Consider the following 25907-nt stretch of genomic DNA (forward strand, 5'->3'; position numbering starts at 1 on the left):
TCACACAAAAACACGAGCGAATCACACATGGATCGTCTCGTTCCTGGCTTCGAACATGGAGTCATGAACAACAAGGCATCCACCGCACTCATCCTTGGCGGCACCGGGCGAACCGGTTCGCTGCTGCCCGACGCGCTCGCCCAGCGAGGAATCGTCCCCCGTACTGCGGCGCGGAGCGGAGCGGACGTCCGGTTCGACTGGGACGACCCAAGCACGCATGCGGCCGCCCTGGCCGGCGCTGACCGCCTCTATCTGGTGACACCCACCATGCGGGTCAGCTACGCCGACCAGGTCGGCACCTTCCTGGACCTCGCCGAGGCGGCCGGCGTACGCCACGTCACCTACCTGAGCGTCCACAACGCCGACCATGCGCCGGCGGGCATCGACATCATGGCCGTCGAGGCCGATCTGGCTTCCCGGCGAGGCATCACGCACTCGGTGCTGCGGCCCTCGTGGGTGATGCAGAACTTCGCCGACGACCACCTCCCGGTCATCGACGGAGTGATCACGGCACCGAGCGCCGGCAACAGGGAAGCCTTCGTCGACGCGGCCGACATCGCGGCGGTCGCGGCCGAAACGCTGGTCGACGCCGAAACGCACGCCGGCGGCACCTACTCACTCACCGGCCCGCAGGCTCTCACCTTCCAGGACGTCGCGGACACCATCGCCTCCGTGAGCGGCCGCCCCGTCACCTACCGCGACATCGGCCAGGAGACGTGGATCGACGGCGCGCTCGCCGCGGGTGTCCCCGCCGACTTCGCGGTGATGATGCGATGGCTCACCGGCGCCATCGTCGCCGGCAACGGCTCCACGCCCACCGGCGACATCGAGAAGGTCACCGGCCGGCCGGCCACCACCTTCCGCTCGTTCGCCGAGCGCAACGCCCATGCCTGGACCTCGGAGGCGAAGTGAGCAAGACCGTCGCCGACGACACTCCCCTGGTCGGGGCGAACAGCCCGTTCTTCCGCATCATCAAGGACGGGCTGGACGGCCTGGTCGACGGGGAGGACTACTACGACCTGCTGGCCGAGGACGTGGTCTTCGAGTACGTGATCACCGTGCCGGGCTACCCCCGGCGGATCGAGGGTCGCCAGGGGATCATCGACCTGTACAGCGGCTACGGCGACTACGTGACGCTGCACGGTGCGGACAACCTCCGCGTCCACCGGGACCGTGAGACTTCGGTGGTCGTCCTGGAGTACGAAGTCCACGGCACGTCGGTCCAGACGGGGCGCCCCTACGACAACCGATTCGTCTCCGTCGTGACCATCAAGGACCGCAAGGTACAGCACTGGCGCGACTATCTGGACCCCATCGCCGTGTTCGACGCACAGGGATGGCCACAGGGCGAGCGCTCGTAGGAGCCGGTGCAGCCACCGCCCCCACCCAGGCGATCGGCTTCCCCACGAAGGCACTCAACGCCCGAGCCCGCCCTGCACCCACGTGATCACAGCCTCACGCGAGGACCTTGGCAGGCGGCGTCGGCACCCGGCATCTGCGCGCATCAGGTCGAGCGCCCGCCACCTTCGAGGGCCTGTTAGGTGGGGTGTTTGGGGCAGCCGCGAGTGAAGCGCCGCAGCACCGCGCTCCGCCTCGGCGGTGCCGAGCCGGAGCGCGGTGGCGTACTTGACCATCCGGTCGTACTGCCGCTCGATCAGCTCCCAGCGGATCGGCCGCGTCAGAGAGGCTCCGAGCGTCGGCCGGCAGGGCGGGGTGTCGTCCGGACGGGGTGTCGTCCGGGCGGTACAGGCGGATACTGCCGATGTTCTTCAGCCGGGGCAGCAGGCGGAAGTTCAGCAGTTAGGTGAAGGCGCACCGGACGACGCTCGCGCCGTACGCGGCCAGCAGGGTGGTGCCCGCCTCGTCATCCTCGGCCACCAGCGACAGCAGCCGGACCGTGCCCGCCTCGCCCAGGCGACCAATCGTGCGCGCGCAGAACGTCCTCTCCCACTTGCCCCGCCACGACCAGCACCTTCTCAACCCGGGTTGGGCCCGGCGGCTCGATCCTCCGCGCCCGGCACTCCACCAGCAGGGCCTCACGCTGCCGGTCCTCAACCAGCTCGACCGGACAGCCCTCCGTGGCCATCCACCCGGCCAGTGCCTTCTCGTCCGCGACCGTCGACGGTCGGAACCCCAGGGCCTCGCGGATCTGGCCGGCAGAAGCAGAACGGCAAGAAAGGGAATCCTTGTCCCCCGCATACTCACACGAGCGGCCTTGGCCGCATCGGCGGCCGCCACCCTGGGCAGAGCGGCTGCCCGTTTTTGATCCGCTCGCGGCTCGTGAGCGTGTTGATGGTAGCCGGGTCGATGGTGGGGCGGTGGCGAGGTCGGTTTGGGCATGGTGTGACCCGGATCACCGCAACGTGGTCCGTGCAGCGGACAGGGAGGAGTGTGGAGATTTCACTACGCGCCCGTGTGCGGGCCGGGGATCCGGATGCGTTCAGGCAACTCTTCGACGAGCACGCTTCGGTGGTCTACCGGCACGCCGTCCGGATGACCGGCAACTGGGTCATGGCCGACGACGTTGTGTCGCTGACCTTTCTGGAGGCATGGCGGCTGCGCGAGCGGGTGCTTCCGGGTGACGGCAGCCTGCGCCCGTGGCTGCTGGGGATCGCGACGAACGTGACGCGCAACACGGCGCGGGCGGCGCGAAGACACCAGGCGGCGTTCATCAGAGTCCCGCCCCCCGACCCCGCGCCGGATATCGCCGACGAGGTGGCACAGCGACTCGCCGACACCGAGGAACTGGCCGCCGCGCAGAAGGCGTTGAGCACGATGCGCCGTGGGGAGCGCGAGGTGTTCACGCTGTGCGTATGGGAGGGCCTGGACGCCGCCACGGTGGCTGAGGCCCTGGGTGTCGCCGTCGGCACCGTACGGGCCCGGCTCTCGCGCGCGAGGAAACGCCTGCGCGAGCTCACCGAGCTCGAACTCGTCGGCGGCGCGGGCGGCAAGGAAGGCGGCACCAGGCAGCGCGGAACGCAACGCCTGACCGCGGACGGACAGATACCGGGTAGCCGCCAGCAGGCGGCTCGGTCCACGCAGGAGAAGAAGCGATGAACACCAACCCGCGACGACGCGATCAGCCGGCCGGTTACCAGGACCTGGCCGAGCTGCTGCCCGCGCCGGGCCGCCCGGTACTCGCGCAGGACCGCCACCGCGTCCTGAGGGAATCCTTGATGGAACACATCACCGACCAGGCCGCCCACGAGCAGTCGGGCGCGAACAACACATCCCCTGTGCCCCCCGCACGCCGGTACCTCAGGCGGCGCCTCGTTCTCTTCGCGGCGCCGCTGGCACTGGCTGCCGCCGTGAGCCTGGGCGTGGTAGCAGTCGACAGCGCACACGACGACAAGTCCGGCACCGCTGCCCCGGGTGCCACCGCGGGCTACAACGGGAATGCCACGCAGTTGCTGGACCAGATCGCCCTGGCGGCCGCCGACCGTCCGGCGGTAACCGTGCGCGATGACCAGTACATCTACACCAAGTCCCAGGGATCGGCCGATGAGTTGGGCGTCGATTTTTTCGATCCGGCGGAGCTCGCGAAGCACAAGGGGGACTTCAAGGTGGAGCAGTACAAAGGGGCCGTCCAAAGCGAGCAGTGGGATTCGGTGGACGGCAAGCGGGCGGGGCTGAGGAAGGGAGTCGCGGTGGGAGACCCCTCCAAGAAGATGACCATGGCCATGTACGGCGGCACTGGCTACCTGACCTTCCGGCAGCTTCAGGCTCTGCCCACTGATCCCGACGCGCTGCTGAAGAGGCTCTACGACGACACCAAGAGGGTGGGACCAAGCCGCCGCGTCGAAATCACACTTGAGAACATCGGAGCCATCATCGACAACGCCACCCTGCTGCCCGATCTGAGCGCCGGGCTCTACCGTGCCATGGCCAAGCTCCCGGGCGCGCACGTGGTGGACCACGTCAAGGACGCCGCGGGGCGGGCCGGTATTGGCCTTACGTTCGAGGGCGCCCCTGAGGGTTCCACCTGGGTCTTCGACTCGTCGAGCCTCGCCTACCTCGGAACGACCAAGAGCGCGCTCCTGGACATCGGCGTCGCGGACAAGAAGGGCGAGGCGCCAGTCAGCTCATCCTGAGTCAGCCGTCACAGGGTGTCCGCTCCGGCGGACACCCTGCTCGCGTGTCACGGATGAGCGCCGCCGGCCGTGTTATCGCTCCGAGTGGCCCGGGCCTGACCAGGGCCGTTCACCTAGTACTCCAGCAGCACTTTGACGTTTTCCCTGTTCAGGGGCGGTTTGGGCGAGTGTAGTGGGGTGATTGCCGGCCCGTGTCCTCTTTCCCGGACCGCCCCTCGATCGTGTGCAGCCGCCGCTGACAGTGGCAACGGCGGGCGACGGCTTGGCGTCGTCTGCGCCAATGTGGCCATCTCAGCGCACGTGCACTGATGAGAGGCTGGTGAGCGGCGATGGGTGAGTGGCCAGTTGCCACGAGCCGCCGAACTTCTGCCACGGTGAGGGGCGCAAGGCAGGAACCGTTTCTGCTGCCCCTTTTGCCGCGGCGTCGACGGCCATGGCGGCCAAGAAGGCATGTGCCGGCATGGCCAGGGTGATGTGCCGCATCCAGCCGGTGCAGCGGCGGACTTCGTACTGGTCGAGGCCGCATTCGTTCTTCGCGGCCTGGAAGGCTTCCTCGATGGCCCAGCACATCCCGGCGACGCGTACGAGGTGCTCGACCTTGGTGCCGAGCGGTGCATAGCAGAGGTAGTAGGCGATCTCCTCAGGCTTGCTGATGCTGCGGCGTGCCAGTGCCCACCGCTGGTGGGTGGGCATCGCGCCGTCGAAGTCCTCGATGGGCGTGATCTGTAGGGCGGCCCAGTGGTAGACGGGCGGGCCCTTCGCGCCATCACCGCACGAACGTCTCTCCCATGCTTCGTCAGGGGCCTGGGAGAAGAGGTGATCGATGCGCCCGAAGTGCGGCACCTGCTGAGATTTGGTGCGCGTCACTGGCACCCCTGGTCCAGCCGCCGACGCCCGGCAGGAGTCGCCCGGCTTGCCGTCGACACCCTCGAGGTTTTGCACACCGGGCCCGGCCCGGTCCTGCACGAGACGGTGACGGACTGGAGTGGGGACCACTGCCATCCGTCTCACTGGTTGCGCTTGGCCAACCAGACCAGGAGGGCCACGATCGCAACGATCAGGATGAGGACCCACACCCCGAGGTGGGCGCCGCCGCCGGATCCGGAGCTCCCGTGGTGGTGGTAGCCGCCGGAATAGCTGCCGTGATAGCTGCCGTGGTAGCCGCCGCTCCGGCCGCCGCCCAGGGCGAGTACGTCGTTGGACGAGAAGGACCGTGGGGCAGTGACAGGCACAGGCACACTCATGGCTGGGACTTTAGATGAGCATTACATGGCATGGGCACGTTCGTTGTGTGCCTGTGACGAAACCTCCGCACCCTCGGCACAAGCGGCGCCCATCCACCCCGCTGTCCGGCCGGGCAGAATCCCGTCGATCCCCTGCCGGCGATCCCGCCACCTGCCACAACGCCCATTGCTGACCGGTAGGAACGGCCGTAACTGTTCCCACTCCGCATCACTCGGATCACCCCGCCGCATGCCAGGCGGAACGATCCGGAACCACGTCAGTCACAAGATCACACGAACCCTGGTTCTCACTCCGCGACGAAGGGTGCATATCCGGCCTGGACCTCGCTCACCTCAAGGTCCGAGAAGAGCAAGGTCAGATCGTGCGCGTTGGTCTCAATGTGCACCTCATGGAAGTCGATCCCGACATCCTCCGACCAGCGGCGGGCAGCCTCCGACTCGGGGCGAAGCTCGGCTCCGTACATCTCGTGATACTTCGCGCCCCAGACGTAACCGCCGAGGTCGGGGTCAGCGGATTCGCGGTCGAGAAGACGGTCATCCAAGGAAACCCGCCAGGTATCCGCGGAGAGGAACGTCTCGCATCGGGCCTCGACGCAGTACCGGAAGAGATACCGCAGGTAGGTCGGCGGGCTCTGGTGGCCGTTCCACACGTGGACGATGACCTCGTAGTCGCGCATGCAGGTGGTGTATCCGTGATGCACGACAAGGTGTTCGATGGTCTTGTTCAGCGTCTGCTGAAGTCCTGCGGTCTCCATGCCGCCCTTCTACCTCACTCCAGGGGCGGTGGGCGCTCGTCACCTGAGAGATCGCCCGGACGCGCCCTGCTCGTGCAGGCCGTCAGCGACGACCCCACCTTGTGCAAGGTCTGGGCCGACGGCGGCAACCGCCCTTCGTCGAGCACGCCGCTGCCCTCGACATCGGTCTCGACATCCTGGCTCTGGCCGCCAAGACCTCCGCCGGCTTCCTTGCATGAAGCCGTGGACCGCGGCGCCCCCGTCCCGCGCCGTGGACCGCGGCGCTCACGTCCCACGCCGCGGTTCCGCGCCCCCGGCCGCGGCGAAGAGCTGCCGTGAGAAGTTCTTGCTGTCCCCGCCGAGCAGAACTCCGTCCGGAAACCCTCCCAGCGGCTCTCCCTGGTCAGGCGCCGACGGCTGTGCAGCCTGCGTCGACGGGTCATGCACAGGCGGGCATCCCTGTCGGCAAGGCGGGGGACTTGGGAGTCGACCGGCGAGGCCGCGTGGGCAGGGCGGTGCAGTCCAAGGCGGCGTTCTTGACCGTTTTCCGCGTGCTGTCGCATCGTAAGGTGGCAAGGTACGCCTGGCGTTCCGGTGGCCAGTAGGTGGCATTCAGCTGGAATACACACTGTTTCAAGATCGTGTCGCCAGAGTTCCGCCTCGTGTCTATCTCACACTCGCGTGCCGGCGTCGCCTCTGTATGCGCCGCGGCTTTGACGCTTTCAGGACTGCTCGTGACAGGGGTGGTTGCCGCTCAGCCTGCGGATGCCGCGGACCAGGCCGGCTACCAGAATGTTCGGATCAACGAGGTCACCTCGTCGAACAGCGACACGGTGGAGCTGTACAACACCGGCTCGACTGCAGTGAGCATCAGTGGCTGGAAGATGTCCGACGACAGCTTCTCGCCGCAGTCGTTCAGCCCGTCCTCCAGCACGATCCCGGCAGGCGGCTTCGTCACCTTCAACTCGCCCAAGGGGCTCGGCGATTCGGACAAGCTGGTGATCTACACGGCCGGCGGAACGGTGGTCGACCGTGTTGAGTGGGCCACCAACGGGGCGAAGCCGGCGATGGCGCGCTGCGGCGGCGACGGCACCGGGGGGTGGGTGACCACGACCACGGCATCCACGTTCGGCGCCTCGAACGCCTCGGGCTGCCCGTCGTCGATCCCGGCGGCGAGCCGGGTGCGGATCAACGAGGTCACCTCGGACGGCGCGGATACCGTGGAGCTGTACAACGGCGGAACGAGCGCGGTCGGCATCGGGTCGTGGAAGTACCTCGACAATGACACCACCCACTCCCCCGTCTCGATCTCGTCCTCCTCCCCGAGCTCGACCAGCATCCCCGCGGGGGGCTACGTCACGTTCAACTCCACCCTCGGTCTGGGCGACAACGACTCGGTCTTCCTCCTCGACAGCAACGGCAACTCCGTAGACTCCGTGACCTGGGCGGCCGATGGCGCCAAGCCGTCGGACGAGCGCTGCGCCAACGGCACCGGCTGGTTCCAGACCTCCACGACCGCGACGCTCGGCAACGCGAACTCCTGCACGGGCAGTGGCGGTGGCGGTGGGGGCGGTCAGCTCCTGGGTGGCGGCGGTTCACTCACCAGCGGCTGCTCCCCCGAGGCGCCCTCCGGTACGGGTTCCACCCCGGCGGGCACCCTGGCGTGGCCGGGCGGGCTGGACGTCACGATCGCCGACAACGTCTGCGCGTTCACCACGTCCACCGGTCCTGAAGGCAGGGATCTGAGCGGCCTGGCGTTCGACCCGGCGAACCCGTCGGTGCTGTGGGCCGCCAAGAACAAGAACTGGCTGTACAAGCTCGTCAAGAGCAACGGCAAGTGGATCCCGGACGCGTCATGGAGCGCGACAGGCAAGCAGATCCGTTTCGCCGGCGGCACCGGCCAGCCGGACTCCGAGGGCCTGACGGTCGGCGCTGACGGCCACATCTACGTGACCTCCGAGCGCGACAACAGCAACAACACGGTCCCCAAGGACACGATCATGGAGTTCGACCCGGCCGCGACCGGATCGACGCTGGCACCAGTCCACCAGTGGGACATGACCTCGCAGTTCCCGCAGCTCAACACCGGCAGCAAGGACGACGCCAACCTGGGCTTCGAGGGAGTCGGCTACGTACCGGACAGCTGGCTGACCGCGAACGGCTGGGTCGACCCGCTCACCGGCGCCGCCTACAACCCTGCGAACTACCCGCTGCACGGGTCGGGCCTGTTCTTCGCCGGCCTGGAGTGGGACGGCACGCTGCATGTCTACGGCCTGAACTCCAACGGCACGTTCACCACGTTCGGCACGATCGCGACCGGCAAGGTCTCCGTGATGGATGTGACGTTCGACGCCGGAACCCAGCGCATCATCGCGACCTGCGACAACACCTGTGGCGAGACGCACACCTTCATGAAGGTCAACGCCAGCGGCGCGATCGTTCCGGACGTGGCCTACACGAACCCGGCCGTCATGCCGACCGACAACCTGGAGGGCTTCGCGATCGCGCCGACGTCGACCTGCGTCAACGGCTTCCGCGAGGCGGTCTGGAGCGACGACGGCATCTACGGCTTCGGCTCCGGCAGCTCCTCCTACGGACACGCTCTCTACAGCGGCACCTTCCCCTGCTGATCCGGCCGACCACGGAAGACGGCGCATGCACGGGGCAGCCTCCAAGGTGAGGCGCCCGAGCCATTAGCAGCGATGAGGCTCCCGGTTGACGGGGTGGCGGCCAAGACCACCCGCTGACAACCAGGGGCTTCGTCGTTCCTGTCCCGGCAACCGCCTTCGGCCTGTAGAGCCAGACGCAGCTCACCGCCCAGCGGCAACGGACCATCCTCGTCGTTCAGCGACCAGTCCGCGGCACCTGCACGATTCTCGCGAGGGCTGTCCGCTCGGCCGCGGGAAGCCGCTCAGAAAAGCGGTCACGCCGTTCAGGAGCGGAGGGCGGCCGAGCACGCGTTCCCACACGTCGTCCGGAACAAAACCAGCGGCCGTTCGGACGCCCTGCCGAGCCAGAGGATTGGGGGCAAGACCCAAGGCTCACTTGACTCTGAAGCGAGCGGTAGAGATGCAAGCCGATGACCGGTCGGCCCAGCCGTGGTGACGGCCTCGCGGTAGAGAGAGACCCGGTAGATGCCGGACGCGGCGGAGTTGACGACGGAGACGAGCAGGAAGAAGACCACGATCACCGCAAGGGTGGCGAAGAGGACGGCCAGGTCGTCGGACTCCACCGCGAGAATCAGCACCACGATCGCACCGATGACGACCAGTGCGGTCGTGATGAAGAGCTTGAGACCGCCCGCGACCCACTGGCCGAGCGAGTGGCGCCCCAACGCAAGTGACCGGCGCAGACTGGCCACAAGCCCGGTTCCCTCGACGACGATCACCGGGAGTACGAAGAATGTCAGCAATGACCAGGAGAGCCCGAGCAGTTCGAAGAGCGTCGACAGGCCGGCCAGGGACTCTCCGGTCCGCAGAAGCGAGCCGGCTACCAGCGAGAACAAGCTCCAGGAGAGCAGGGTAGGCACACGTCGGCCGGTCGCGCGCAGGGAGGCACGCAGCGGGAGACGCTCGCCGCCGAGCAGCGCGTGCACGGAGTGAAGCAAGGCCGCGGTGAAGACACTGTTGAGCGTGAAGGCGACCCACAGCATGAGCGCCATCGCGCCGGACTGGGCCTGGGTGGGAGCCTGGCCCCGCCCGACCCGATGCCAGACTTCTTGCAGCAGCAACGGCCAGGAACCCGTCAAGGCCAATGCAACGGTCAAGAGTCCGAGAGCGGGAAAGCAGAGCAGACCAGGGCGCTGACGCAAGACGCCTGCAGCTGTTCGTATGATCCCGCGCTTCAACATGACCCCCCGCATGTCTGGTTACGGCGCAGGCTACCTGGACCCGGGGTTCGGGCACGACCGGCGGCCCCCAGTCTCCGGGTGCAGCGTGGGGTTCGGGGCATCCGTTCGGGCAGCGGTGTGGATCAGGCCATGCGGGCCGGTCTTCGTCGCGTAGAGGGCGAGATGGACCGGGCCAGGCAGACGGCAGACCCCGAAGGCACAGGGGCGTTCACGAACGAGACGTCGCTCTATGAGTCGTTGAGCGCTCTTGCCCAGGCCGGGAGCAGACGAGGGTACCCATGTTCTCGGGGCCGTGGCCGGTGTGGATCTAGGAGCGGTCTTCGTCCCAGAGGATGTCGCGCACGTAGTGGATCTCGTCTTCGATGCGCCGGTGGCCGCGCAGGCCCAGGGCGATGTCCTGGAGTTTCGCCTGGGCTGCGGGCAGGTCGGTTGCCCCTTGCCGGAACGTCACAGGACACCGGGAGAGACGTCACCGCCGAGCAACTGAGGCTGCTGCTGCCGCAGCGGGCGGGCGGCAGGCCAAGGCGCGGAGGGCAGGACCCGCGCCAGCTCGTGGCGTACGCGGTCGGCTTCACCACGAGCCTGAGCCGGCACATCACCGCGCTCTGCGACGAGACGGTTGAAGATCGGGGTTTCCTGGAACACGCTGGGATCCGCCTTCTGAGGTTGAAGCAGCACGGCAACCGCCGAGCTGCGAGCCGATCATGTGACAGATCAAGTATCCAGTGCCGCCGGCCGGGCAGTGACCAGCCGTATCCCTAACGGGTCACCGGACCATAGTCGGGCTAATCATGTTCAACCAGGTGTTTTCAAGGGTGAGGATTGCTGGCGGCGGGCGTTGACTTCGGGCGGTCGGCGCGTCTTGGCCTCCGAGGGCTCCGGTGGCGCTCGCTGCAAGCTTGATGCAGCACAACCGGGTGTTCTGCAGTCGGTGTTGGATGCCGGCCCAGCCGCCTCCGGCTGGGCCGAGCAGTCGCGCATTGCTCGGTGACCAGCCTGCTGCCCGCCTGGTTCACCACTTCAGACAGCAGCGGAGCGATGCGGCCCATTGAGCGCAGTCGGCGTCGCGTACAGTGCGGTGTCAAGGGCCTCACGGTCCGGGCTCGTAGCCCGACCCGCACGGTCCTCTCGTCATGTCCGCCGCCGAGCCGGGAGGAACGGGCTCCCCGGCCCCATCCAGAAGGAAAGCGCATGGCACTGCGGGTTCTGCGGGCGCAGGAGAGAACTCCCACGCCGTGGAAGAACGGCGGAGGTGTCACCTCTGAGGTGGCCGCCCACCCCGAGGGCGGGCGGACCGGCGATTTCGTCTGGCGTGTCAGCATCGCTGATGTAGCGCAGAGCGGACCCTTCTCGCTCTTCGAGGGCGTGGACAGGATCATCACCGTCGTCGACGGTCCCGGCATGGCCCTGACGATCGACGGTGCCCCGCATGTGATGACCGTCCCGTACGAACCGTTTGCCTTCGCCGGTGACTCCGACACGCAGTGCGAACTGCTCGGCAGCCCGATCGTCGACTTCAACGTCATGGTGCGGCGCGCCGATGCCTCGGCGCGGGTCCGGATCGTGCGCGATCGCGTCGCGGTGCGGCCCGAAGACGGAACGTGCGTGCTCGCAGTGGTCCTTCAAGGAACGGCCGCCCTCGGCCGGAAGTCCGTCCACCTCGACCACCTGGATGCCGCACTGTTCGCCGCGGGAGATTCCTACGACATCGACGTCGACGGGGTTCTCGCACTGGTTACTGTCACCGACCGCGGTTGACTGACCCGTCGCAGTCGATCACGGCGAACCCGAAACCCGCGTGCCATCCGGGAACGCATGGCGTGCTCCGGCCCGTACCGGCACTCGTCGGCCGGTGCGCCCTGACCGATCACGCACGCGCAGACCGGGGCCTCGCCAGGGCTCAAGGGACGTAGAACGCCCGTTCCTCGCGTACTCCTCTCCATCACGCTTGCCGGACCTCCCCAGCCGGCAGTACTGGACACGTCCCGGCTCGGTCTGCGGAGAGTGCGGAGCAGTCGTGTCCGTCGCCGGGCAGGCCCAGGACGTTCAGCACGGGTTCTTCACCCTCGGGGATCTCGAAGGTGAAGTTCGCCTCCGACGGGATCGCCACGAGCGTGCACTGGTCACCGAAGGTCAACGAAGGGCATGGCTGCCGGGAACAGCCGGCCTTGTCCAAGGCGGAAACCACGTCCACATACTTGAGCCCAGCGGCGAAGGTGCCCGTCCCCCCGACAACCGACGGGGGGAGTTCGACGACGTCACGCCAGGTCTGGACGCAGATGAGGGAGACCTTGCGGCAGTGGCAGACACTCAACTCGAGGTCTCCGTAGGCGAAGAGCCGTGGCCACTCTCCGCTCCGGCTCATCGTTCCCATGTCCCATGGTTCGCCGAGTGCTGCGGTCACATCGTTCCAGTCGGCTCCGCTGAACACCGGGCCCAGACGGCCCGTTTTCGCCATGTCGGTCAGAACGTCAAGTATCTCCACGGAGCGGAGCCTGACAGGTGCCCTGACCAGCAGTCCAGCGGTTACAGGGGCGGCAGCCCGCTACAGCCTGTCCGGCTCCAGCTCGGGCTCGGTTGCCGGCGATACGGTAGGAGTCGGTGCCGGTCACGATGATGGTGCCGAGGCAGCCGGAGCCTCCTCTGGTTCGACGCCGTCGATGGCGCCCTTCCACAGACGGCGTAAGCAGTCCCGGCACGACCATGGATCGTCCTCCGCGTTCGCCCGCAGCACAGCGAGACGCTGCCGTACGCCGAGGCACAGTGCCTCAGACCGGCTTCATGCCGCCCGCGCCGGTTCGGCGCACAACACGGAGGTCGCGGCAACCCGGCGCCGACCCATGAGAGGCGTAGCGCGAGCGGTGTCATCCCTGTGTCCGCCGCTCGGATGACGTCGCTGGGCGCCGCTGTCGGATGTCCCGTTCATCTGCCCGGACGGCGGTACGCTCGCACGCAACGAAGGAGGGCTCATGTCGGGCAGAGCGGCACGAATGACGGTCGTCAGCGTGCTTGCCGTCATGTGTCTTCACTCGATTGCCGGCTGCCGCTCCTCCGGTCACGAGCCGCACACGAGCGCCTCCGCCACCAGTCCGGCATCGTCACCGGCAACAGCTACGACAACTACGCCCTCGCCGGGCACGGCGTCGGCCACCTCGCCGTCGCCCACGGACACTACCGGTGTCCCGTCGCCGCCGCCTCCCCCGTCGTGTACCAACTGCGGCCACGAAGACGATCCCACCATCGCCCCCTCTGCGACGAATCCATCGCCTCCCACCGCTCCCGAGGTAAGCCCCCCGGATGGCACGTGAGTGCGCCTTCGGAAAGCCCTTTCCCGCAGGATCAACAGACGGGCTTCGGCCGTCGGGCGGTCAGTCCGACAGCGCTCATCAAGACCGTGATCGCGCAGGCATCCGTCATCGCCGCGCTCATGTTCTACCTGGGCGCGATGTACAGCAGCGCCTACTACGGCTACTTCCACCTCTCCATCTACGCCCTCGATTTCGGCTTCGCCCCACTGGTGCTCCAGAGCCTGCACCTGGTGCGGTCTCCGGTTCTCGTGGCCGTCGTGCTCGTCCTGATCGCGATGACGACTCCCTGGTACGCCATGCGCCGCCCGCTGTCCGGGCAGCATGGTCGTACCGCTTCCGCGGCACTCACCTCGGTGGCTCGCTTCTACCCCGTGGTCCTGGCGGTCGGACTGGTGCTGCTGATCTTCTGGTCGAAGATCCAGCCGTACGCATGGACAGTTCCTCTCACTCTCGCGATCGGCTTCCTGCTGGGCCAGCTCCCACAGGCCAAAGGCAGCCACCTGGGGTTGCACCGCCGGGGAGTGCTGCTCTTCGCCGGTGCCGTATGCATGTTCTGGTTGCTCACACAGACCGCGTTGCAGTTCGGTGATGGAGACGCCAGGGCCCGTGCCAGCCACGTCGAAAGCTGGCCCAGCGTGATGCTCCTCAGCAGCCGGCCACTGAGCCTGCCCCCGCCCGGGGTCCAGGAGCAGAGACTCCCCCGCAAGGACTTACGTCTGCCATACCGCTATGTGGGACTCCGGCTCCTCATCGAGCGCCAGGGCCGCTACTACGTCGCTCCCGTCGACTGGAAGCCCAAGACCGATCCGATCTACATCATCCACGAGAGCGACGACCTCTGGGTCGGGCTCGGGCCTGGCTTTCAATGAAGACCCCCTCGCCCGCGCCCTGCCCGCCCCGCAGCACGGTGAATCCGACGGAGGTGACCCTCTCGACGGGGCACCTCACGGGCCTGCAACTGCGCTCGATCCGGCGCCGCGGTCCTCGTGCAGTACGTAGCGCAGGGCGACGAGGGCGATGCCCGGCAGGTGGTCGTCGCCGGGCCGGGTGTGGGCGTACTCGTTGAACGGCCCGACGCTGCCCAGTGCGTCTGGCCTGTCCACGGCCACCTGGGCCGCTGCGACTGTGTCCGGACGACTTGCCATCGGGCCAGCCATCCAGCAGGGGGAAGAGCGTCGCTTTCAGGCCACCGGACGGCCCTGCGAGTACTCCAGCACCGCCGGCGCCTGACGAGTGCGCCGAGTACGGCAGGCTGCCTTCTGGACGCCGGACACCGCAGAGTTCGAGCAGGTTTCTTCTGTGGCCCAGGGTTCGTCGAGGCTGGGCGCGCCGCATGTCCCCGTCAGCCGTACTGCGCATCGGAGCACGGATCAGTGGCCCGGGTCCCTCAGCAGGTGGCAAGATCAGGGGGTGTCCGTCATGAGCAAGCTGCAGATCAAGCCCGGTCAGAGCGTCGTCGTACTGGGCAAGCCCGACGATGTCCATCTCGAGGTCGAGTCCGCGGGCGACGCAGCCGCGGCCGATGCGGTGCTCGCCTTTGTGACCACCGCCGGTGACCTGCTCGGGGCGGATGCGCAGGCGGCGCTCGCGGCCGCGCAGCGCGATGCGCTCGCCTGGGTGGCTTACCCGAAGGGCGGGAAGCTCGGAACCGACCTGAACCGCGACAGCTTGGCCGCCGCGCTGTCCGGGCAGGGCGTACGGCCCGTGCGGCAGATCGCCATCGACGACACCTGGTCGGCGCTCCGGTTCCGGCCCGGCAACTGAACCCGGCAGGCAAAGGGGCGCGGCTCGGCAGCTGAACCCGGCAGGCAAAGGGGCGCGGCTCGGTGTCGGGCACTGCCGGTTCTCTCTGCGGCCCGCCTTGCCCGGGCCTCCACGCCGTGTACCGGACGGGGCAGAAGGCCCGGCTCGGCGGGCTCGGTCTGGCCCTCGGTTCGGAGGCTTTGACGGTCCATCACCTGGACTTTTTTGTCGGGCAGTTCGGGTGCTGTCCGCCGAAGAGCGTGCGCGTGAGGTCCTGAACGAGGACGTCGCCCGGCTTTCCCCGCTCCGCCGTGCGAACCTCAACATTCATCTGGACACTTCCGAGGACTTCGGGGCGGGTCCGGCGGTGTCGGAGTTCTCCCGGTCCAGCTGCTGAGGACGGGCTGGTGAGCTATCGCATGTGTTCCCGGAGTCCGGCAGCCACGGTCGCAGTCGAGGCGAAGAGGGAAGAAGGTGGGCATCGGCGCCCAGGACCTCCTCCGTCCGGGCCCACGTCTCATACGACGACACCGGCCCGGCCGGGCGGGCGGCAGGCCAGGGCCGGCAGGTCCAAGGCCGGGAACAGCAGGACACGTGCAGTGACCGCCCTGCACCGGCAGTCGACCGAGAGGCACCGTCGTCAGGACCTGGCGGCGGCCCCATGACGAGCCAGCTCGACAGCCAGGCGTTGCACGACCGTGCGGTTGGCGCGGCGCATCACGGCCCGGACGACTACCGCCAGCAGGCGATCGGCGAAAGGGGCACGCTCCCGGACATAGGTGAAGCGCACACGGCTCCCACCGCTCGACAGCGGCTCGATGGTGTAGATGCCGCGGGCGCGGCGTCGGCCGGCTGCGCTGATGTTGCGTTCGACAATGCGCCGCGGCGGTTCCACCTCGACGACCTCTACCGTGACGTCGGTCTTCGTGCCGCCCAGAGCGGCGGTGACCGTGGCGCACGAACCGACGCCGCGGTCGGGTCCGCTGTAACGCCAGTCAGTCAGGTAATGGTTGGTGAATCGCTCGTGGTGAGCCATGACATCGAGGAAGTCGTAGACCTGCTCGGGCGTCTGCGGTACGTCGATCGACACGGTGACAGACTTCATGTACCACACGGTACATGCGAGATGCACCAATGGGTACACTCGCGATGTGGTGAATACGGACGACTCACATCCCCTGGGCGAGGCTGCCCACGGCACGGACGGCGACCGGCGCGCCCAGCTGGCCGAGGTGGCCGCCGACCACGTCGCAGCGCACGGCATCGCGGACCTGAGCCTGCGCGGCCTGGGCGCCGCGATCGGCGTCAGTCACCGCATGCTGATCCATTACTTCGGCTCCAAGGAACAACTGCTCGCCGAGATCGTCCGCACATCGGAAAGACGCCAGCGCGATCTGCTGTCCCAGCTCCGGCTGGAACCCTGCCTCTCACCAGCCGATGCCGCGCGACTGCTGTGGCGGCGGCTGACGGACCCGGGGCTGGCCGATCAGGAGCGGCTCTTCTTCGAGATCTGCGGACAGGCGCTGCGGGGCCGCCCCGAGGCCGCCACGGTCCTCGAAGGGCTCGTGACGGACTGGCTGGAGCCGCTCGCGGCTGCCGAGGTGGCCGCGGGGGCAGACCCAGCAACCGCCCGGAATCGTGCCCGGCTGGGCCTCGCAACCGTCCGCGGTCTCCTGCTCGACCTGCTCGCCACCGGCGACCGCGCCGGCGTCGACGCAGCGATGGAGGAGTTCCTCCGGCTCTACTACGGCCCGGAATGACGCAACCGCATCGGGCCGCCGCGACGAGCTTCCGCCCTGCCCCAAGGTCAACCTCAACCGTGTTCTGGCTCACAGCTGCTGACTCTTGGGGGAACAGATCCGGGACAACCACGCCGACCGGGGAGGTACCACGGCCCTGTTCCGGTGGGCGGACACTTCCCCAGGCACATCAGTACTGGGCGAAGAGGAGTTGCAACCGGCCAGAACGGGGCCGGAGGAGGGGGTGTTCAGCGCCAACCGTCTGGCAGCGGTTGGAGGCTGCGGGGGCAGGGAGCGGAGCCAGCCGTAGGGCTTGCGGTCGTCCAGGACGTGCGTTGCGGTTCCTCCGGCACGTGCGTTGCGGTTCGTCAGGGGCCTGCGTTGCTGTCGTCCAAGGCCTGCATGAGTAAGATCGTTTGCCCATGGATGCGAGTGCAGAGCACGAGATGACGGCAATCCCGGCGGGGCAGGTCACGCTGTCGGACCGGCGGACACAGCGGAGTTGGACAGTCGGGCTGGCGCCCTACCAGCTCGCGGCCCACCCCGTCACCCAAGGGATGTACGCGCAGGTCACCGGCCGGAATCCCAGCAGCGCCCGTGGGGACCTGCTTCCCGTCGAGGGCGTTTCCTGGTGGGACGCGGTTCGGTTCTGCAACGCTCTGTCCCAGCGCGACGGGTTCACGCCCGCCTACCACGTCCAGCCCGACGGCCAAGACATCGAATGGGACGCTTCGGCCGACGGTTACCGGCTGCCGAGCGAAGCCGAGTGGGAGTACGCCTGCCGGGCCGGTACGACCGGACCGCGTTACGGTCCCCTTGACGAGATCGCCTGGCAGCGGGACAACTCGGACGAGAGGATCCACGAGGTGGGTGGCAAGCTGCCCAACCCGTGGGGCCTTCACGACATGCTCGGCAACGTGTGGGAGTGGTGCTGGGACATCTACGACGCCGAGGTGTACGGCGGCTACCGGGTGCTGCGTGGCGGTGGCTGGTTCGACGAGCACTGGAGCTGCCGGGCCTCCGTACGGCGCCGTAGCCACCCGACCTTCCGGGTCGACGACGTCGGGTTCCGCATTGCGCGCTCCATGGTGCGCTGATCGGCAGCTTTCGGATGGTGATCGATACGGCTTCGCGGTGCGTCGTCACGGCCGGGTGAGGTGGCGGGTACGTGTCCCGAGAAGTGCGCACGAGACCCGCCCGTACATGGCCTGATCAAGGTGCGCTCGACCCGCAGATGGGCCCCGGCCGATGCGTCCTTCACACGGGGTGTTCCCGCTCCCAGATCGCTCTGGTGACGGGAGCGGGACGCGGCAGCAGCCGGCCGTCGAGGTAGAGGTCGACCTTCTCGTTGTAGAAGGCGACGAGTCCGGCGACGGGTGACAGCTGCCGGGTCGGGAAGTCGTACGCCCAGGCGAGGTCCGGGTAGGTGGCCTCGCTCGTTCTCGCCGACCAGTAGCCGCTGGTCCTGCCCTTGTACGGGCAGCTGGTGACCGTGTCACTCGGTTGCATGCGCGTCCAGTCCACATGCACGCGATCGAGGTAGTAGCGGGTGGGAAGCCCCGTCTCCAGCACCATCACGGAGCACGGCGCGTCGGCGAGCACGGTTCCGTCCAGCACGACGCGCACGCTGCGCCCCGAGCGGAGGGCGTCGACGCGGGTGTACGGGCTCCTGGGGTGCACGAACACCTGCTCGTCCTCTTCGAACCATGCGTCGATGGCCTCCCAGCGGAAGCTGACGGAGCCGGCAATGCCCGAGGGTGCGTCGTCGTCCCACATCCAGGCCGCGCCCGGACGGGCGAGCGAACCCAGCTGGAGGGTGTGGCGGCGTGCCCTGCCGGCCCTCAGCACGACGGAACCGCCCTCGTCGAGCAGGGCTCCGTCGTGGATGTCCTCGCGGGGAATGCAGTACTGCGGGTACCCCGGCCACAGCCACACATACCGTGCCCGCACTGTGTCGAAGACGGCCTGCCCGGCGACGAAGCCGCGGATGCGGCGCGGCACCGGCTCGACCTGTCCGACAGGGACGATCATCGCTGGGTAGTCACTCACCCACCGAAGAGTACGGGCGCCGGCCAGTTGCTGACATCACCATGGCGACGTGTCAGAAACGATGACGGTGTGCACGCACCGCGAACCGGTGCCCCATGGCCATCGCCGCGTGCTGACAGCAGAGCGGGACGACGGGCCGGCTTCGGCACCGCTGTGCGCGTCGGCCGAGTACAGGTGGACCCGCTGGTGGCAGGAAGGGACCAGGAGCACGCCCCGATCAGCCGAATCAAGGTCAGTTCCAAATCAAGGTCAGCTCCAAGCGTGAGGACAGGCAGGGAGGACAGGACGGGTTTCTGCGGCTCCTTTCCAGGCGGAGGGCGACCTCCAGGATGAAGTTTCGGAATCCCTGCGAACTCGACAACGGCCGCCGCACCTTGACGTCGGACCGTTCGGTGCTGCGCCGACCAGGCTCCGGGAGCTCCGTGCACCGCGAGCGCAGCCGACACAGTTGAACACCCGTGAACTGCGCTACTTTGCCTGCCCGTAACTCCCTCGACCAAGGAGCGACCATGCCGGCAGACGTGATGACGCACTCGGACCCGGAGGCCCTCGCCTCCGACTTCGACCTGGACGTCCGTACCCAGCTGCGCGACCTGGCGGATGGCGACGAGACCCTTCAGGCGAAGTCGGTCTCGCTGCCCCACGGCCCCGCCACCAGCTCGTGCTTCTGCGCGACGTGGGCCTGTCCGTCGGCGTTCTGCTGATGCCCCGGACGACGACCCGCATGACGCACCGAACGAGCAGCCGTGCTCTCGTCCGGCACTGACCGCGCGTTTCGTGCGGCCGGCAGCGGCATGCTCCGCATGCCGCTGCTGCCGCACACCGCGGTCGGCTCGGTCGCCCGCGCCGGCACCGATGTCGACCCGCGCGACCGAGCCGACGCCGAGCGCTACCTCGCCGCGCTGACTGCCGACGAGCGGATCCGCGAGGCTCTGGCTATCTCCAGCCCCTCGCTCGACCGGGCGCTGCGCGGCCTGCTGGACGGCGCGCCGATGAAGCCCGCGGCCGTGCGCAAACTGGTGCTGGGCGTGACGCGTTACGTCCTGCGCGCGGCCGCCCGCCCCACCCCGTTCGGGCTGCTGGCCGGCATCGCCCCGGTCTCCTTCGCGGACGACTGCCGCATCCGTGTGGGGGACGACCACCGCGCCGCGGTCCGCCCGGACAGCGGCTGGCTGCTCGGGCTGGTCGGGCCCTGGGAGAGGGAACCGGCGCTGCTGCGCAAGCTGCGCGTGGTCGCCCACGACCTGGGATTCCGGCGCGGACAGCGCTGGGTGCTCCCCGTGTCCCCGAACCCCGATGAGACCGACGCACCCACCTCCCGCACCGAGGAAGTCTCCGTCCGGCTCACCCCGCCGGTGCGGCTCGTGCTGGAGCGGGCCCGCCGCCCCCTTCCGTCCGGTGAACTGGCCGCGCTGCTGGCCGAGGCATACCCGACGGCCGGCCCGGCGGTCGTGGAGCGGCTCCTGGTGGACCTCGTACGGCAGGGCGTCCTGTTGACCGAACTGCGCCCGCCGCTCACCCGCACCGACCCGCTGCGCCACGTCCACGACGTCCTGGTGTCCGTGGCCGAGTGGGAGAAGGCCGACGTGCTGGCCCGGGTGGCCAAGCTCCTCGACGGCTGTGCCGCCGAACCCGTCGGCGCGGGCGCCGCCCGCTGGCACAACGCCGCGGACCGGATGCGCGCCCTGCACCGGCACGACCGTCCGCTCCAGGTCGACCTGCGAATGGACGCCGAGGTCACGCTGCCCGCGGCGGTGCTGCGGGAGGCGGAGCGCGCCGCGACCGCGCTGTGGCGCACGGCGCCCAAGGACGACCCCGTCCCGCACCTGACGGAATATCACGCGGCCTTCGTGGAACGGTACGGCATCGGCCGGGCCGTCGCGCTGCTGGACGTCCTGGACCCGCACACCGGCCTGGGAACCCCGGTGGGCTACGACCGTCCCGGCGAGCGCGGCACCCCTGGCCTCACCCCGGGCAGCACCCTGGGCGGCGCCACCGGTGCCGGCCCGGCCCGGGACCGGGTGCTGACCGAGCTGGCGTTCACCGCGCTCGCTGCCGGGCAGCGGGAGATCGTCCTGGACGAGGCGACACTGGACCGGCTGTCCCGCACGGTGCCGCAGCCCGCGCCGAACGCGGCCGAGCTGTGCGTCCAGCTGACCGCCGAGTCCCAGGAGGCCCTCGCCCAGGGCGACTTCGGCCTCGTGGTGTCGCAGACCACCGGATCGACCGCGCCGGGCGCCCTGCTCGGCCGGTTCGCCTACCTGCTCGACGACGGCGAGCCGGTCGCCCGGATCGCCCGCGAAGGGGCGGCCTCGGCGGCCCGTGACGGAGCCGAACCGGTGCACCTCGGTTTCCAGCCGCTGACCGGCGGAGCCGCCAACGTCGCCCGGGTGCCGTCGTACTGGGCCTCACGCCTGGCGATCGGCTGCTTTCCGGATGCCGCGCCTGAGGCGGGCTGGGAAGCCGTGGGGGGCACGTCCCTGCCGGGCGCCGCGGACACCTGCCCGGGCGCCTTGCCGGGTGCCGGTCCGGACACCTCCCAGGGCACCACCCTGCCAGGGGCCGCTGCGGACGCCTGTCCGGGGGCCGCTGCGGGCACGTCCCCGGACACGTCTCCCGGCGTGTCCTTCGGCACCTCCCCGTGGACCCGCGTACGGAACGCGAGGGACATCGCCCTGGCCGCCGACGACGAACGGCTCTACGTCGTCGACTCGGCAACCGGCCGCGAACTGGTCCCTCAGTCGGCGACCGTACTGAACTTCGTCCTCGCCCCGGCCGCCGTACGGCTGCTGCGGGAACTCCCGGCGATGGGCCGGCCGGTCTGGGCCGCGTGGTCCTGGGGCACCCTCGGCAGCACCGCCCCCCACCTGCCCCGGGTCCGTTTCGGCCGCACGGTCCTTGCCGCCGCGCACTGGAAGCTGTCCGATCCCGCGCTCACCGACACCCGGAGCTGCGACCAGGAGTGGGGCCGGGCGCTGGACGCCTGGCGCGCACGCTGGAAGGTGCCGCGCCAGGTCAGCGTGGGGATCCTGGACCGGCGGGTGGTGCTCGACCTGGAGGCTGGGCTGCACCGGGCACTGCTGCGGCGAGAACTGGCCGGCGGCGCCGAGCCGGTGGCGTACGAGATCCCTGAGGAGTCCGGCCCCGGGGAGAACTGGCTGCGCGACGCCCGCGGCGATGCCTACCGCGCCGAACTCGTACTGCCCGTCTTCCCCGCCCGGCCACCTCGGCCTCTGCCCGCGTCCCCCGACACCGTAAGGCCGACCGGTTCCCCCGACACCGTACGACCGACCGCGGCGCTCGACACGGTGCAGCCGGCCGCGGCCCTCCACCCCGTGCAGCCGGCCGCGGCCGTCGACACCGTACGGCCGGCCGGGTCCGCGGTCGCCCGGGGCACCCTCGCGTCCGCCGACACGCTGCCGGCGACCGGGTCCGCCGATGCCCCGGCCTCGCCCTCGGCCGGTGCAACATCGCCCGCGCCGGTCGCCGCCCCCGCGCGGCTCCCGGCGGCAGACACCCCGGTGCTGCTCCGGTCCGGCAAGGAGGACGGCCGACGGCACCGCGCCTGGTTCTACGGCAAATTGCACACCGTCCCGGCGCGGCAGGACGAGGTGCTGGTCGACCATCTGCCGCGATTGCTCGCGGCCCTGCCGGACGGCGGCGGACGCTGGTTCTTCGTACGCTACGCCGACCCCGAGCCCCACCTGCGGCTCCGCTTCCACGGCGATCCCGACCTGCTGTGGTCGCGGCTCGCGCCCGTGGTCCTGGACTGGGCCGACGACCTGTACGAGCAGCGGCTGGCAGGACGTCTCGTCGTGGACCGGTACGAACCCGAGACCGTGCGCTACGGCGGCCCCGGTTCCCTCGACGCGGCCGAGCGCTTCTTCCACGGTGACAGCCTGACCGTGCTCGAACAGCTGGGCCTGCGCATGTCCGGTGCCGTCTCCGCCCCGCTGCCCGTTCTCGCCGCCGCCCACTACGTGGACCTCGTCCGGCAGGTCCACGGCGAGCAGTGGCCCGACTGGTTCCTGCGCATACCGCGCGACGAGCAGCAGCAGCCGTACGCGCACACGCACCGGTCGGCGGTGCTCGGCCTGCTCGCCGACGGCGCCGCGCTCGCCCCGTCCGCCCGCGCGGACCGAGCCCGGGCCCTGGCCGCCTTCCCCGCGGCGTCCCGGCGCACCGTGCTGGCGTCCCTGCTGCACATGCACCACAACCGGCTCGCCGGGATTCAGCGCACCGCCGAACGCCGCTCCCTCGCCCTCGCCCGGGCGGTGGCAGAGGCGGAGCGGGGCCACATCAGGAGGCAGCGATGAACACACCCGGAGGCATGGGCGGGGACCGGCAGGAGCAGGCCCTGGAGCGCGGACCGCGGAGCCACCCGGGCGCTCAGGAGGGCGGAGTGCTGCTGGGTCAGGAGGGTGAACTGCGATCCGGCCCGGGCGGCGGGGTGCCGTCAGGTCGGGAAGGTAGTTCACGGCCCGGCCAGGGCGGCGGGGTGCCATCGGCGCGAGACGGTGGGGCGGGGCCGTCGCAGAGAGCCGATGGGGCGGCGCCGTCGCAGAGAGTCGGTGGGGCGGGACCGTCGCAAGGAGGCGGTGGGGCGGCGCCGTCGCAGGGAGTCGGGATGCTCCCCGGCCATGGCGACCGACCACTGCCGGTACGGGCCGGCACCGGCAGTCCGCCCCCCGCCCCCACCGCCGAAGCCGTCGTCGCGGAGATCGCGGCGCGGGCTGGCGCGTGGAGTGCGCCCGCCGGTACGCCCATCGGGCTGGCCGGGGGAACGGCCGGCACCGCGCTGCTGCTCGTCGAGCTGAGCCGGGCCGATCCCACGCTCCGCCCCGCCGCCCATGCCCGGCTCGCCGCCGCCGCGCGCACCATCGGCAGCGCGCCCGGCTCCGAGCGGCACGGACTCCACGACGGCCTGGCCGGACTGGCGTTCGCCGTCAAGGCGGCCGTCCGGGCCCCCGGCGACTACGCCACCGTACGCGCGCAGCTCGACGTCTTCCTGCGTGACCGGCTCGCGCGCCTGCTCGACCTGGAGCGCGTACGGCTGGCCCACCGCACCGAGCCGGTGCCGCGCGAACGGTTCGACGTGGTGAACGGCGCCACCGGACTGGCCCGTTACTTCCTGGCCGACCCCGTGGACCCGGAACCGGTCCGCGCGGTACTGCGCTACCTCGTCGCCCTCACCGGACCGATCCGCCGCAACGGCCGCACGCTGCCCGGCTGGACGGTGACCGCCTGGCCCGGCCGGGAGACGGAGGGCGACCTGATCGACCTCGGTCTGGCGCACGGCGTCGCGGGCCCGCTCGCCCTGCTGTCCCTGTGTTGGGCCAGGGGCATCCGGGTGGCGGGCCAGGACGCCGCGATCCGGCACATCGCCGACTGGCTGACCGACCGGGTGCGGACGGACGGCACCGGCCCGTACTGGCCGAGCGTGTACCCGGCCGCGGCCGAACCGGCCGAAGGCCCGTCCGCGCCGCCGCCGCACCGCCCTAGCTGGTGTTACGGCACCCCGGGCATCGCACGGGCCGTACAACTGGCCGGTGCGGCGCTGGACGAGACGGAGTGGGTGCGCGTCTCGGTGGACGCCCTGCGCGCCGTGCACCGCCGTCCCGGCGCAGTCGCGGAACTGACCGACCCGGGGCTGTGCCACGGTGTGGCCGGTCTCGCCCACCTCACCCGTGTCGTCGCCGACGACGTCGCGGACCCGGAACTGACCCGGCACGCCGATGCGCTCACCGACCGCCTGCGCGCCCGCTTCGACCCGGCCACCGCCTTCGGCTACCCCGTTCCCGCACCCACCGGCCTCCAGGACACCCCGGCCTTCCTGGAAGGCGCCGCCGGAGTGGCCCTCACCCTCCACCGGCCCGGCACACCGGCCATGTGGGACGCCGTGCTGCTGGTGTCCTGACCGGCACTGCCTCCCGGCGAGGGAGGGCTCACCCGGAGAACCCATGAGTCGGTTGCCGCCGACACCGTGGATGCGGGGGTGATCTTAAACATCCCAACAGAGAGCAGTGATTGCAGCGTGGCTGGGGCCGTGGCTGTTCGACACCGAGGTGCGCCATAGAGTCGCAGCATGCGACGAAGGACGGGATTGGCGGTAGTCGGGGCAGCGACCCTGGCCTGGGGCGAGTGGTTGAACTGGCGCTGGTCTCAAGCTCTCGTGGGGAACCGCGGGGGCGTTTCCGAGGCCGTGGTCGTACTGGGTTACCGGAACCCCCAGGCGACAGCGAACTTCATCAACCGCTGGCGAGTCCGTGCTGGGATTCGGTCCATCGCCGCCGACGGCGCGCGCGACACTCGCGTGATCTTCAGCGGCGGTGCGACCAGCGACGGCGCCACGGAAGCTCAACTGCTGGCTGATTACGCAAAGTCGGTGCTCGAGTTCGACGGCGCAGTGCTCCTTGAGGACAAAAGTGCGACGACATGGGAGAACATGACCAACGTGATCCCGCTGCTTGAGGACGTCGACCGCATCAAGATCGCCTCTCAGCCGGCTCACGCTCTAAAGGCCCGAGCGTACTTGCGGCGGCAACGTCCGGATCTTGCCGAAAGGCTGGTGCGTGCGTATGACTACCGGCCCGGGGAGTGGATGATCGTCAAACCGGTGCTGGCCCTGTACGGACTTTGGACGCTCCGCGGTCTCAAGGCCAACGAGCGGAGGATTTCGCTCTAGCCGGCCGCTGTCGCGTCGGCATCATCGGCATCACAAGCGCATGCCGTTCGAGGCCATGCTCGCAAGCCCAGGCGTGGCGGCGCGTCGAGCACTCGGAACATGCGCGGGGCAGCCCCCCCGTCCGCTCTTGAACTGTGCGGGCTCAGCCAGGGACTGGTGCGCGCATCAGCGGCACGTCAGCTCCCGGTCAGGGGACCCTGGCAGAGTTGTTCACGTGAACGGCACCGAGCACCAGCGGGCCGGGAACGAGGAGAGGTGCCCGGAGTGGTTGATCGGGGACCAGCGAGCACGCCTCAAGGTCGGGCCCCTCGGGGCCCACGCAGGTTCGAATCCTGCCCTCTCCGCCACATGAGCCGTCCCGGATCGGGCAGCACACTCACCGATCCGCACTCTCATCGACGTGACCGGCGTGAGACGGTGATTGCTCGTCATGGCGGACGTCATCAAGCGCTACCCCGCGTTCG

The 25907-nt window shown here is 69.5% G+C and carries 24 protein-coding genes and 4 pseudogenes; 16 read left to right on the forward strand and 12 right to left on the reverse strand.

Annotation, left to right across the window (positions count from 1 at the left end; translation table 11 throughout):
• Nucleotides 1-63: 63 nt before the first annotated feature.
• Nucleotides 64-912 carry an NmrA family NAD(P)-binding protein gene (locus ACZ7P3_RS13475; RefSeq protein ID WP_472081077.1) on the forward strand — a complete coding sequence of 283 codons (849 nt, stop codon included), beginning with the start codon at nt 64-66 and terminating at the stop codon, nt 910-912.
• Nucleotides 909-1361, forward strand: a complete 453-nt coding sequence (locus tag ACZ7P3_RS13480; RefSeq protein WP_472081078.1) for a nuclear transport factor 2 family protein — start codon at nt 909-911, stop codon at nt 1359-1361. The genes ACZ7P3_RS13475 and ACZ7P3_RS13480 overlap by 4 nt, the downstream gene beginning before the upstream one ends.
• Before the next feature lie 179 nt (nt 1362-1540).
• Here the strand turns inward: ACZ7P3_RS13480 and ACZ7P3_RS13485 are convergent.
• A pseudogene (locus ACZ7P3_RS13485) lies at nt 1541-1800 on the reverse strand (Tn3 family transposase); the annotation flags it as partial.
• The gene (locus ACZ7P3_RS13490; RefSeq protein ID WP_472081079.1) at nt 1801-1980 is read right to left on the reverse strand and encodes a hypothetical protein; all 180 of its coding nucleotides are present in this window, start codon (nt 1978-1980) and stop codon (nt 1801-1803) included.
• Between the two features lie 411 nt (nt 1981-2391).
• Between ACZ7P3_RS13490 and ACZ7P3_RS13495 the strand changes: the two genes are divergently transcribed.
• Together ACZ7P3_RS13495 and ACZ7P3_RS13500 are read left to right on the forward strand one after the other, a co-directional pair.
• Nucleotides 2392-3057, forward strand: coding sequence for an RNA polymerase sigma factor (locus tag ACZ7P3_RS13495; RefSeq protein ID WP_472081953.1), 666 nt, complete (start codon nt 2392-2394; stop codon nt 3055-3057).
• Complete coding sequence (locus ACZ7P3_RS13500) at nt 3054-4091, forward strand: CU044_5270 family protein (RefSeq protein WP_472081080.1); 1038 nt, start codon at nt 3054-3056, stop codon at nt 4089-4091. The genes ACZ7P3_RS13495 and ACZ7P3_RS13500 overlap by 4 nt, the downstream gene beginning before the upstream one ends.
• 291 nt (nt 4092-4382) lie before the next feature.
• Here ACZ7P3_RS13500 and ACZ7P3_RS13505 read toward each other — a convergent pair.
• The 3 genes and pseudogenes from ACZ7P3_RS13505 to ACZ7P3_RS13515 all read right to left on the reverse strand — a co-directional run.
• A pseudogene (locus ACZ7P3_RS13505) lies at nt 4383-4976 on the reverse strand (IS701 family transposase); the annotation flags it as partial.
• 122 nt (nt 4977-5098) lie between these two features.
• Entirely contained in the window at nt 5099-5335 is a 237-nt protein-coding gene (locus ACZ7P3_RS13510) for a hypothetical protein (RefSeq protein WP_472081081.1), read from the reverse strand.
• A 287-nt stretch (nt 5336-5622) separates the two neighbouring features.
• A complete protein-coding gene (locus ACZ7P3_RS13515; RefSeq protein ID WP_472081082.1) occupies nt 5623-6090 on the reverse strand; it encodes a YxiG-like protein in 468 nt (155 codons plus the stop codon).
• Nucleotides 6091-6803: 713 nt separating this feature from the next.
• Here ACZ7P3_RS13515 and ACZ7P3_RS13520 point away from each other — a divergent pair.
• Complete coding sequence (locus ACZ7P3_RS13520) at nt 6804-8699, forward strand: lamin tail domain-containing protein (protein WP_472081083.1); 1896 nt, start codon at nt 6804-6806, stop codon at nt 8697-8699.
• Between the two features lie 302 nt (nt 8700-9001).
• On the opposite strand, the gene ACZ7P3_RS13525 is transcribed toward ACZ7P3_RS13520, so the two are convergent.
• From ACZ7P3_RS13525 to ACZ7P3_RS13535, 3 genes are all read right to left on the reverse strand, one after another.
• The gene (locus tag ACZ7P3_RS13525) at nt 9002-9835 is read right to left on the reverse strand and encodes a DUF6159 family protein (protein WP_472081084.1); all 834 of its coding nucleotides are present in this window, start codon (nt 9833-9835) and stop codon (nt 9002-9004) included.
• 391 nt (nt 9836-10226) lie between these two features.
• Nucleotides 10227-10370, reverse strand: a complete 144-nt coding sequence (locus ACZ7P3_RS13530; protein ID WP_472081085.1) for a hypothetical protein — start codon at nt 10368-10370, stop codon at nt 10227-10229.
• A complete protein-coding gene (locus ACZ7P3_RS13535; RefSeq protein ID WP_472081086.1) occupies nt 10367-10564 on the reverse strand; it encodes a hypothetical protein in 198 nt (65 codons plus the stop codon). Before ACZ7P3_RS13535 ends, ACZ7P3_RS13530 begins: the two co-directional genes overlap by 4 nt.
• A 181-nt stretch (nt 10565-10745) precedes the next feature.
• Between ACZ7P3_RS13535 and ACZ7P3_RS13540 the strand changes: the two are divergent.
• A pseudogene (locus ACZ7P3_RS13540) lies at nt 10746-10892 on the forward strand (IS630 family transposase); the annotation flags it as partial.
• Nucleotides 10893-11110: 218 nt separating this feature from the next.
• Entirely contained in the window at nt 11111-11677 is a 567-nt protein-coding gene (locus tag ACZ7P3_RS13545) for a HutD/Ves family protein (protein ID WP_472081087.1), read from the forward strand.
• A gap of 184 nt (nt 11678-11861) precedes the next feature.
• Here ACZ7P3_RS13545 and ACZ7P3_RS13550 read toward each other — a convergent pair whose 3' ends face one another.
• Complete coding sequence (locus tag ACZ7P3_RS13550) at nt 11862-12404, reverse strand: hypothetical protein (protein ID WP_472081088.1); 543 nt, start codon at nt 12402-12404, stop codon at nt 11862-11864.
• A gap of 819 nt (nt 12405-13223) precedes the next feature.
• On the opposite strand from ACZ7P3_RS13550, the gene ACZ7P3_RS13555 reads away from it, so the two are divergent.
• Nucleotides 13224-14096 carry a hypothetical protein gene (locus ACZ7P3_RS13555; protein WP_472081089.1) on the forward strand — a complete coding sequence of 291 codons (873 nt, stop codon included), beginning with the start codon at nt 13224-13226 and terminating at the stop codon, nt 14094-14096.
• A gap of 75 nt (nt 14097-14171) precedes the next feature.
• Here ACZ7P3_RS13555 and ACZ7P3_RS13560 read toward each other — a convergent pair whose 3' ends face one another.
• Complete coding sequence (locus tag ACZ7P3_RS13560) at nt 14172-14330, reverse strand: hypothetical protein (protein WP_472081090.1); 159 nt, start codon at nt 14328-14330, stop codon at nt 14172-14174.
• A gap of 316 nt (nt 14331-14646) precedes the next feature.
• Between ACZ7P3_RS13560 and ACZ7P3_RS13565 the strand changes: the two genes are divergently transcribed.
• Complete coding sequence (locus ACZ7P3_RS13565; RefSeq protein ID WP_472081091.1) at nt 14647-14991, forward strand: hypothetical protein; 345 nt, start codon at nt 14647-14649, stop codon at nt 14989-14991.
• Between the two features lie 619 nt (nt 14992-15610).
• Here ACZ7P3_RS13565 and ACZ7P3_RS13570 read toward each other — a convergent pair.
• The gene (locus ACZ7P3_RS13570; RefSeq protein ID WP_472081092.1) at nt 15611-16075 is read right to left on the reverse strand and encodes an SRPBCC family protein; all 465 of its coding nucleotides are present in this window, start codon (nt 16073-16075) and stop codon (nt 15611-15613) included.
• A gap of 46 nt (nt 16076-16121) precedes the next feature.
• Between ACZ7P3_RS13570 and ACZ7P3_RS13575 the strand changes: the two genes are divergently transcribed.
• Entirely contained in the window at nt 16122-16730 is a 609-nt protein-coding gene (locus tag ACZ7P3_RS13575; RefSeq protein WP_472081093.1) for a TetR/AcrR family transcriptional regulator, read from the forward strand.
• Between the two features lie 401 nt (nt 16731-17131).
• The gene (locus ACZ7P3_RS13580; RefSeq protein ID WP_472081094.1) at nt 17132-17806 is read left to right on the forward strand and encodes a formylglycine-generating enzyme family protein; all 675 of its coding nucleotides are present in this window, start codon (nt 17132-17134) and stop codon (nt 17804-17806) included.
• Nucleotides 17807-17966: 160 nt separating this feature from the next.
• Here the strand turns inward: ACZ7P3_RS13580 and ACZ7P3_RS13585 are convergent, their stop codons facing one another.
• Nucleotides 17967-18740, reverse strand: a complete 774-nt coding sequence (locus ACZ7P3_RS13585; protein ID WP_472081955.1) for a DUF427 domain-containing protein — start codon at nt 18738-18740, stop codon at nt 17967-17969.
• A gap of 527 nt (nt 18741-19267) precedes the next feature.
• Between ACZ7P3_RS13585 and ACZ7P3_RS13590 the strand changes: the two genes are divergently transcribed.
• From ACZ7P3_RS13590 to ACZ7P3_RS13610, 5 genes and pseudogenes are all read left to right on the forward strand, one after another.
• The gene (locus ACZ7P3_RS13590) at nt 19268-19462 is read left to right on the forward strand and encodes a hypothetical protein (RefSeq protein ID WP_472081095.1); all 195 of its coding nucleotides are present in this window, start codon (nt 19268-19270) and stop codon (nt 19460-19462) included.
• Between the two features lie 99 nt (nt 19463-19561).
• On the forward strand, nt 19562-23074 hold the full coding sequence (locus ACZ7P3_RS13595; protein WP_472081096.1) for a lantibiotic dehydratase: 3513 nt from the start codon (nt 19562-19564) through the stop codon (nt 23072-23074).
• A gap of 311 nt (nt 23075-23385) precedes the next feature.
• Nucleotides 23386-24675 (forward strand): lanthionine synthetase C family protein, encoded by a 1290-nt coding sequence (locus ACZ7P3_RS13600; RefSeq protein WP_472081097.1) that lies wholly within the window; start codon nt 23386-23388, stop codon nt 24673-24675.
• A 168-nt stretch (nt 24676-24843) separates the two neighbouring features.
• Nucleotides 24844-25443, forward strand: coding sequence for a YdcF family protein (locus tag ACZ7P3_RS13605; protein WP_472081098.1), 600 nt, complete (start codon nt 24844-24846; stop codon nt 25441-25443).
• Between the two features lie 249 nt (nt 25444-25692).
• Nucleotides 25693-25790, forward strand: a pseudogene (locus ACZ7P3_RS13610).
• Nucleotides 25791-25907 lie beyond the last annotated feature (117 nt).

It is taken from the genome of Streptomyces sp. NPDC107581 (assembly GCF_055657175.1).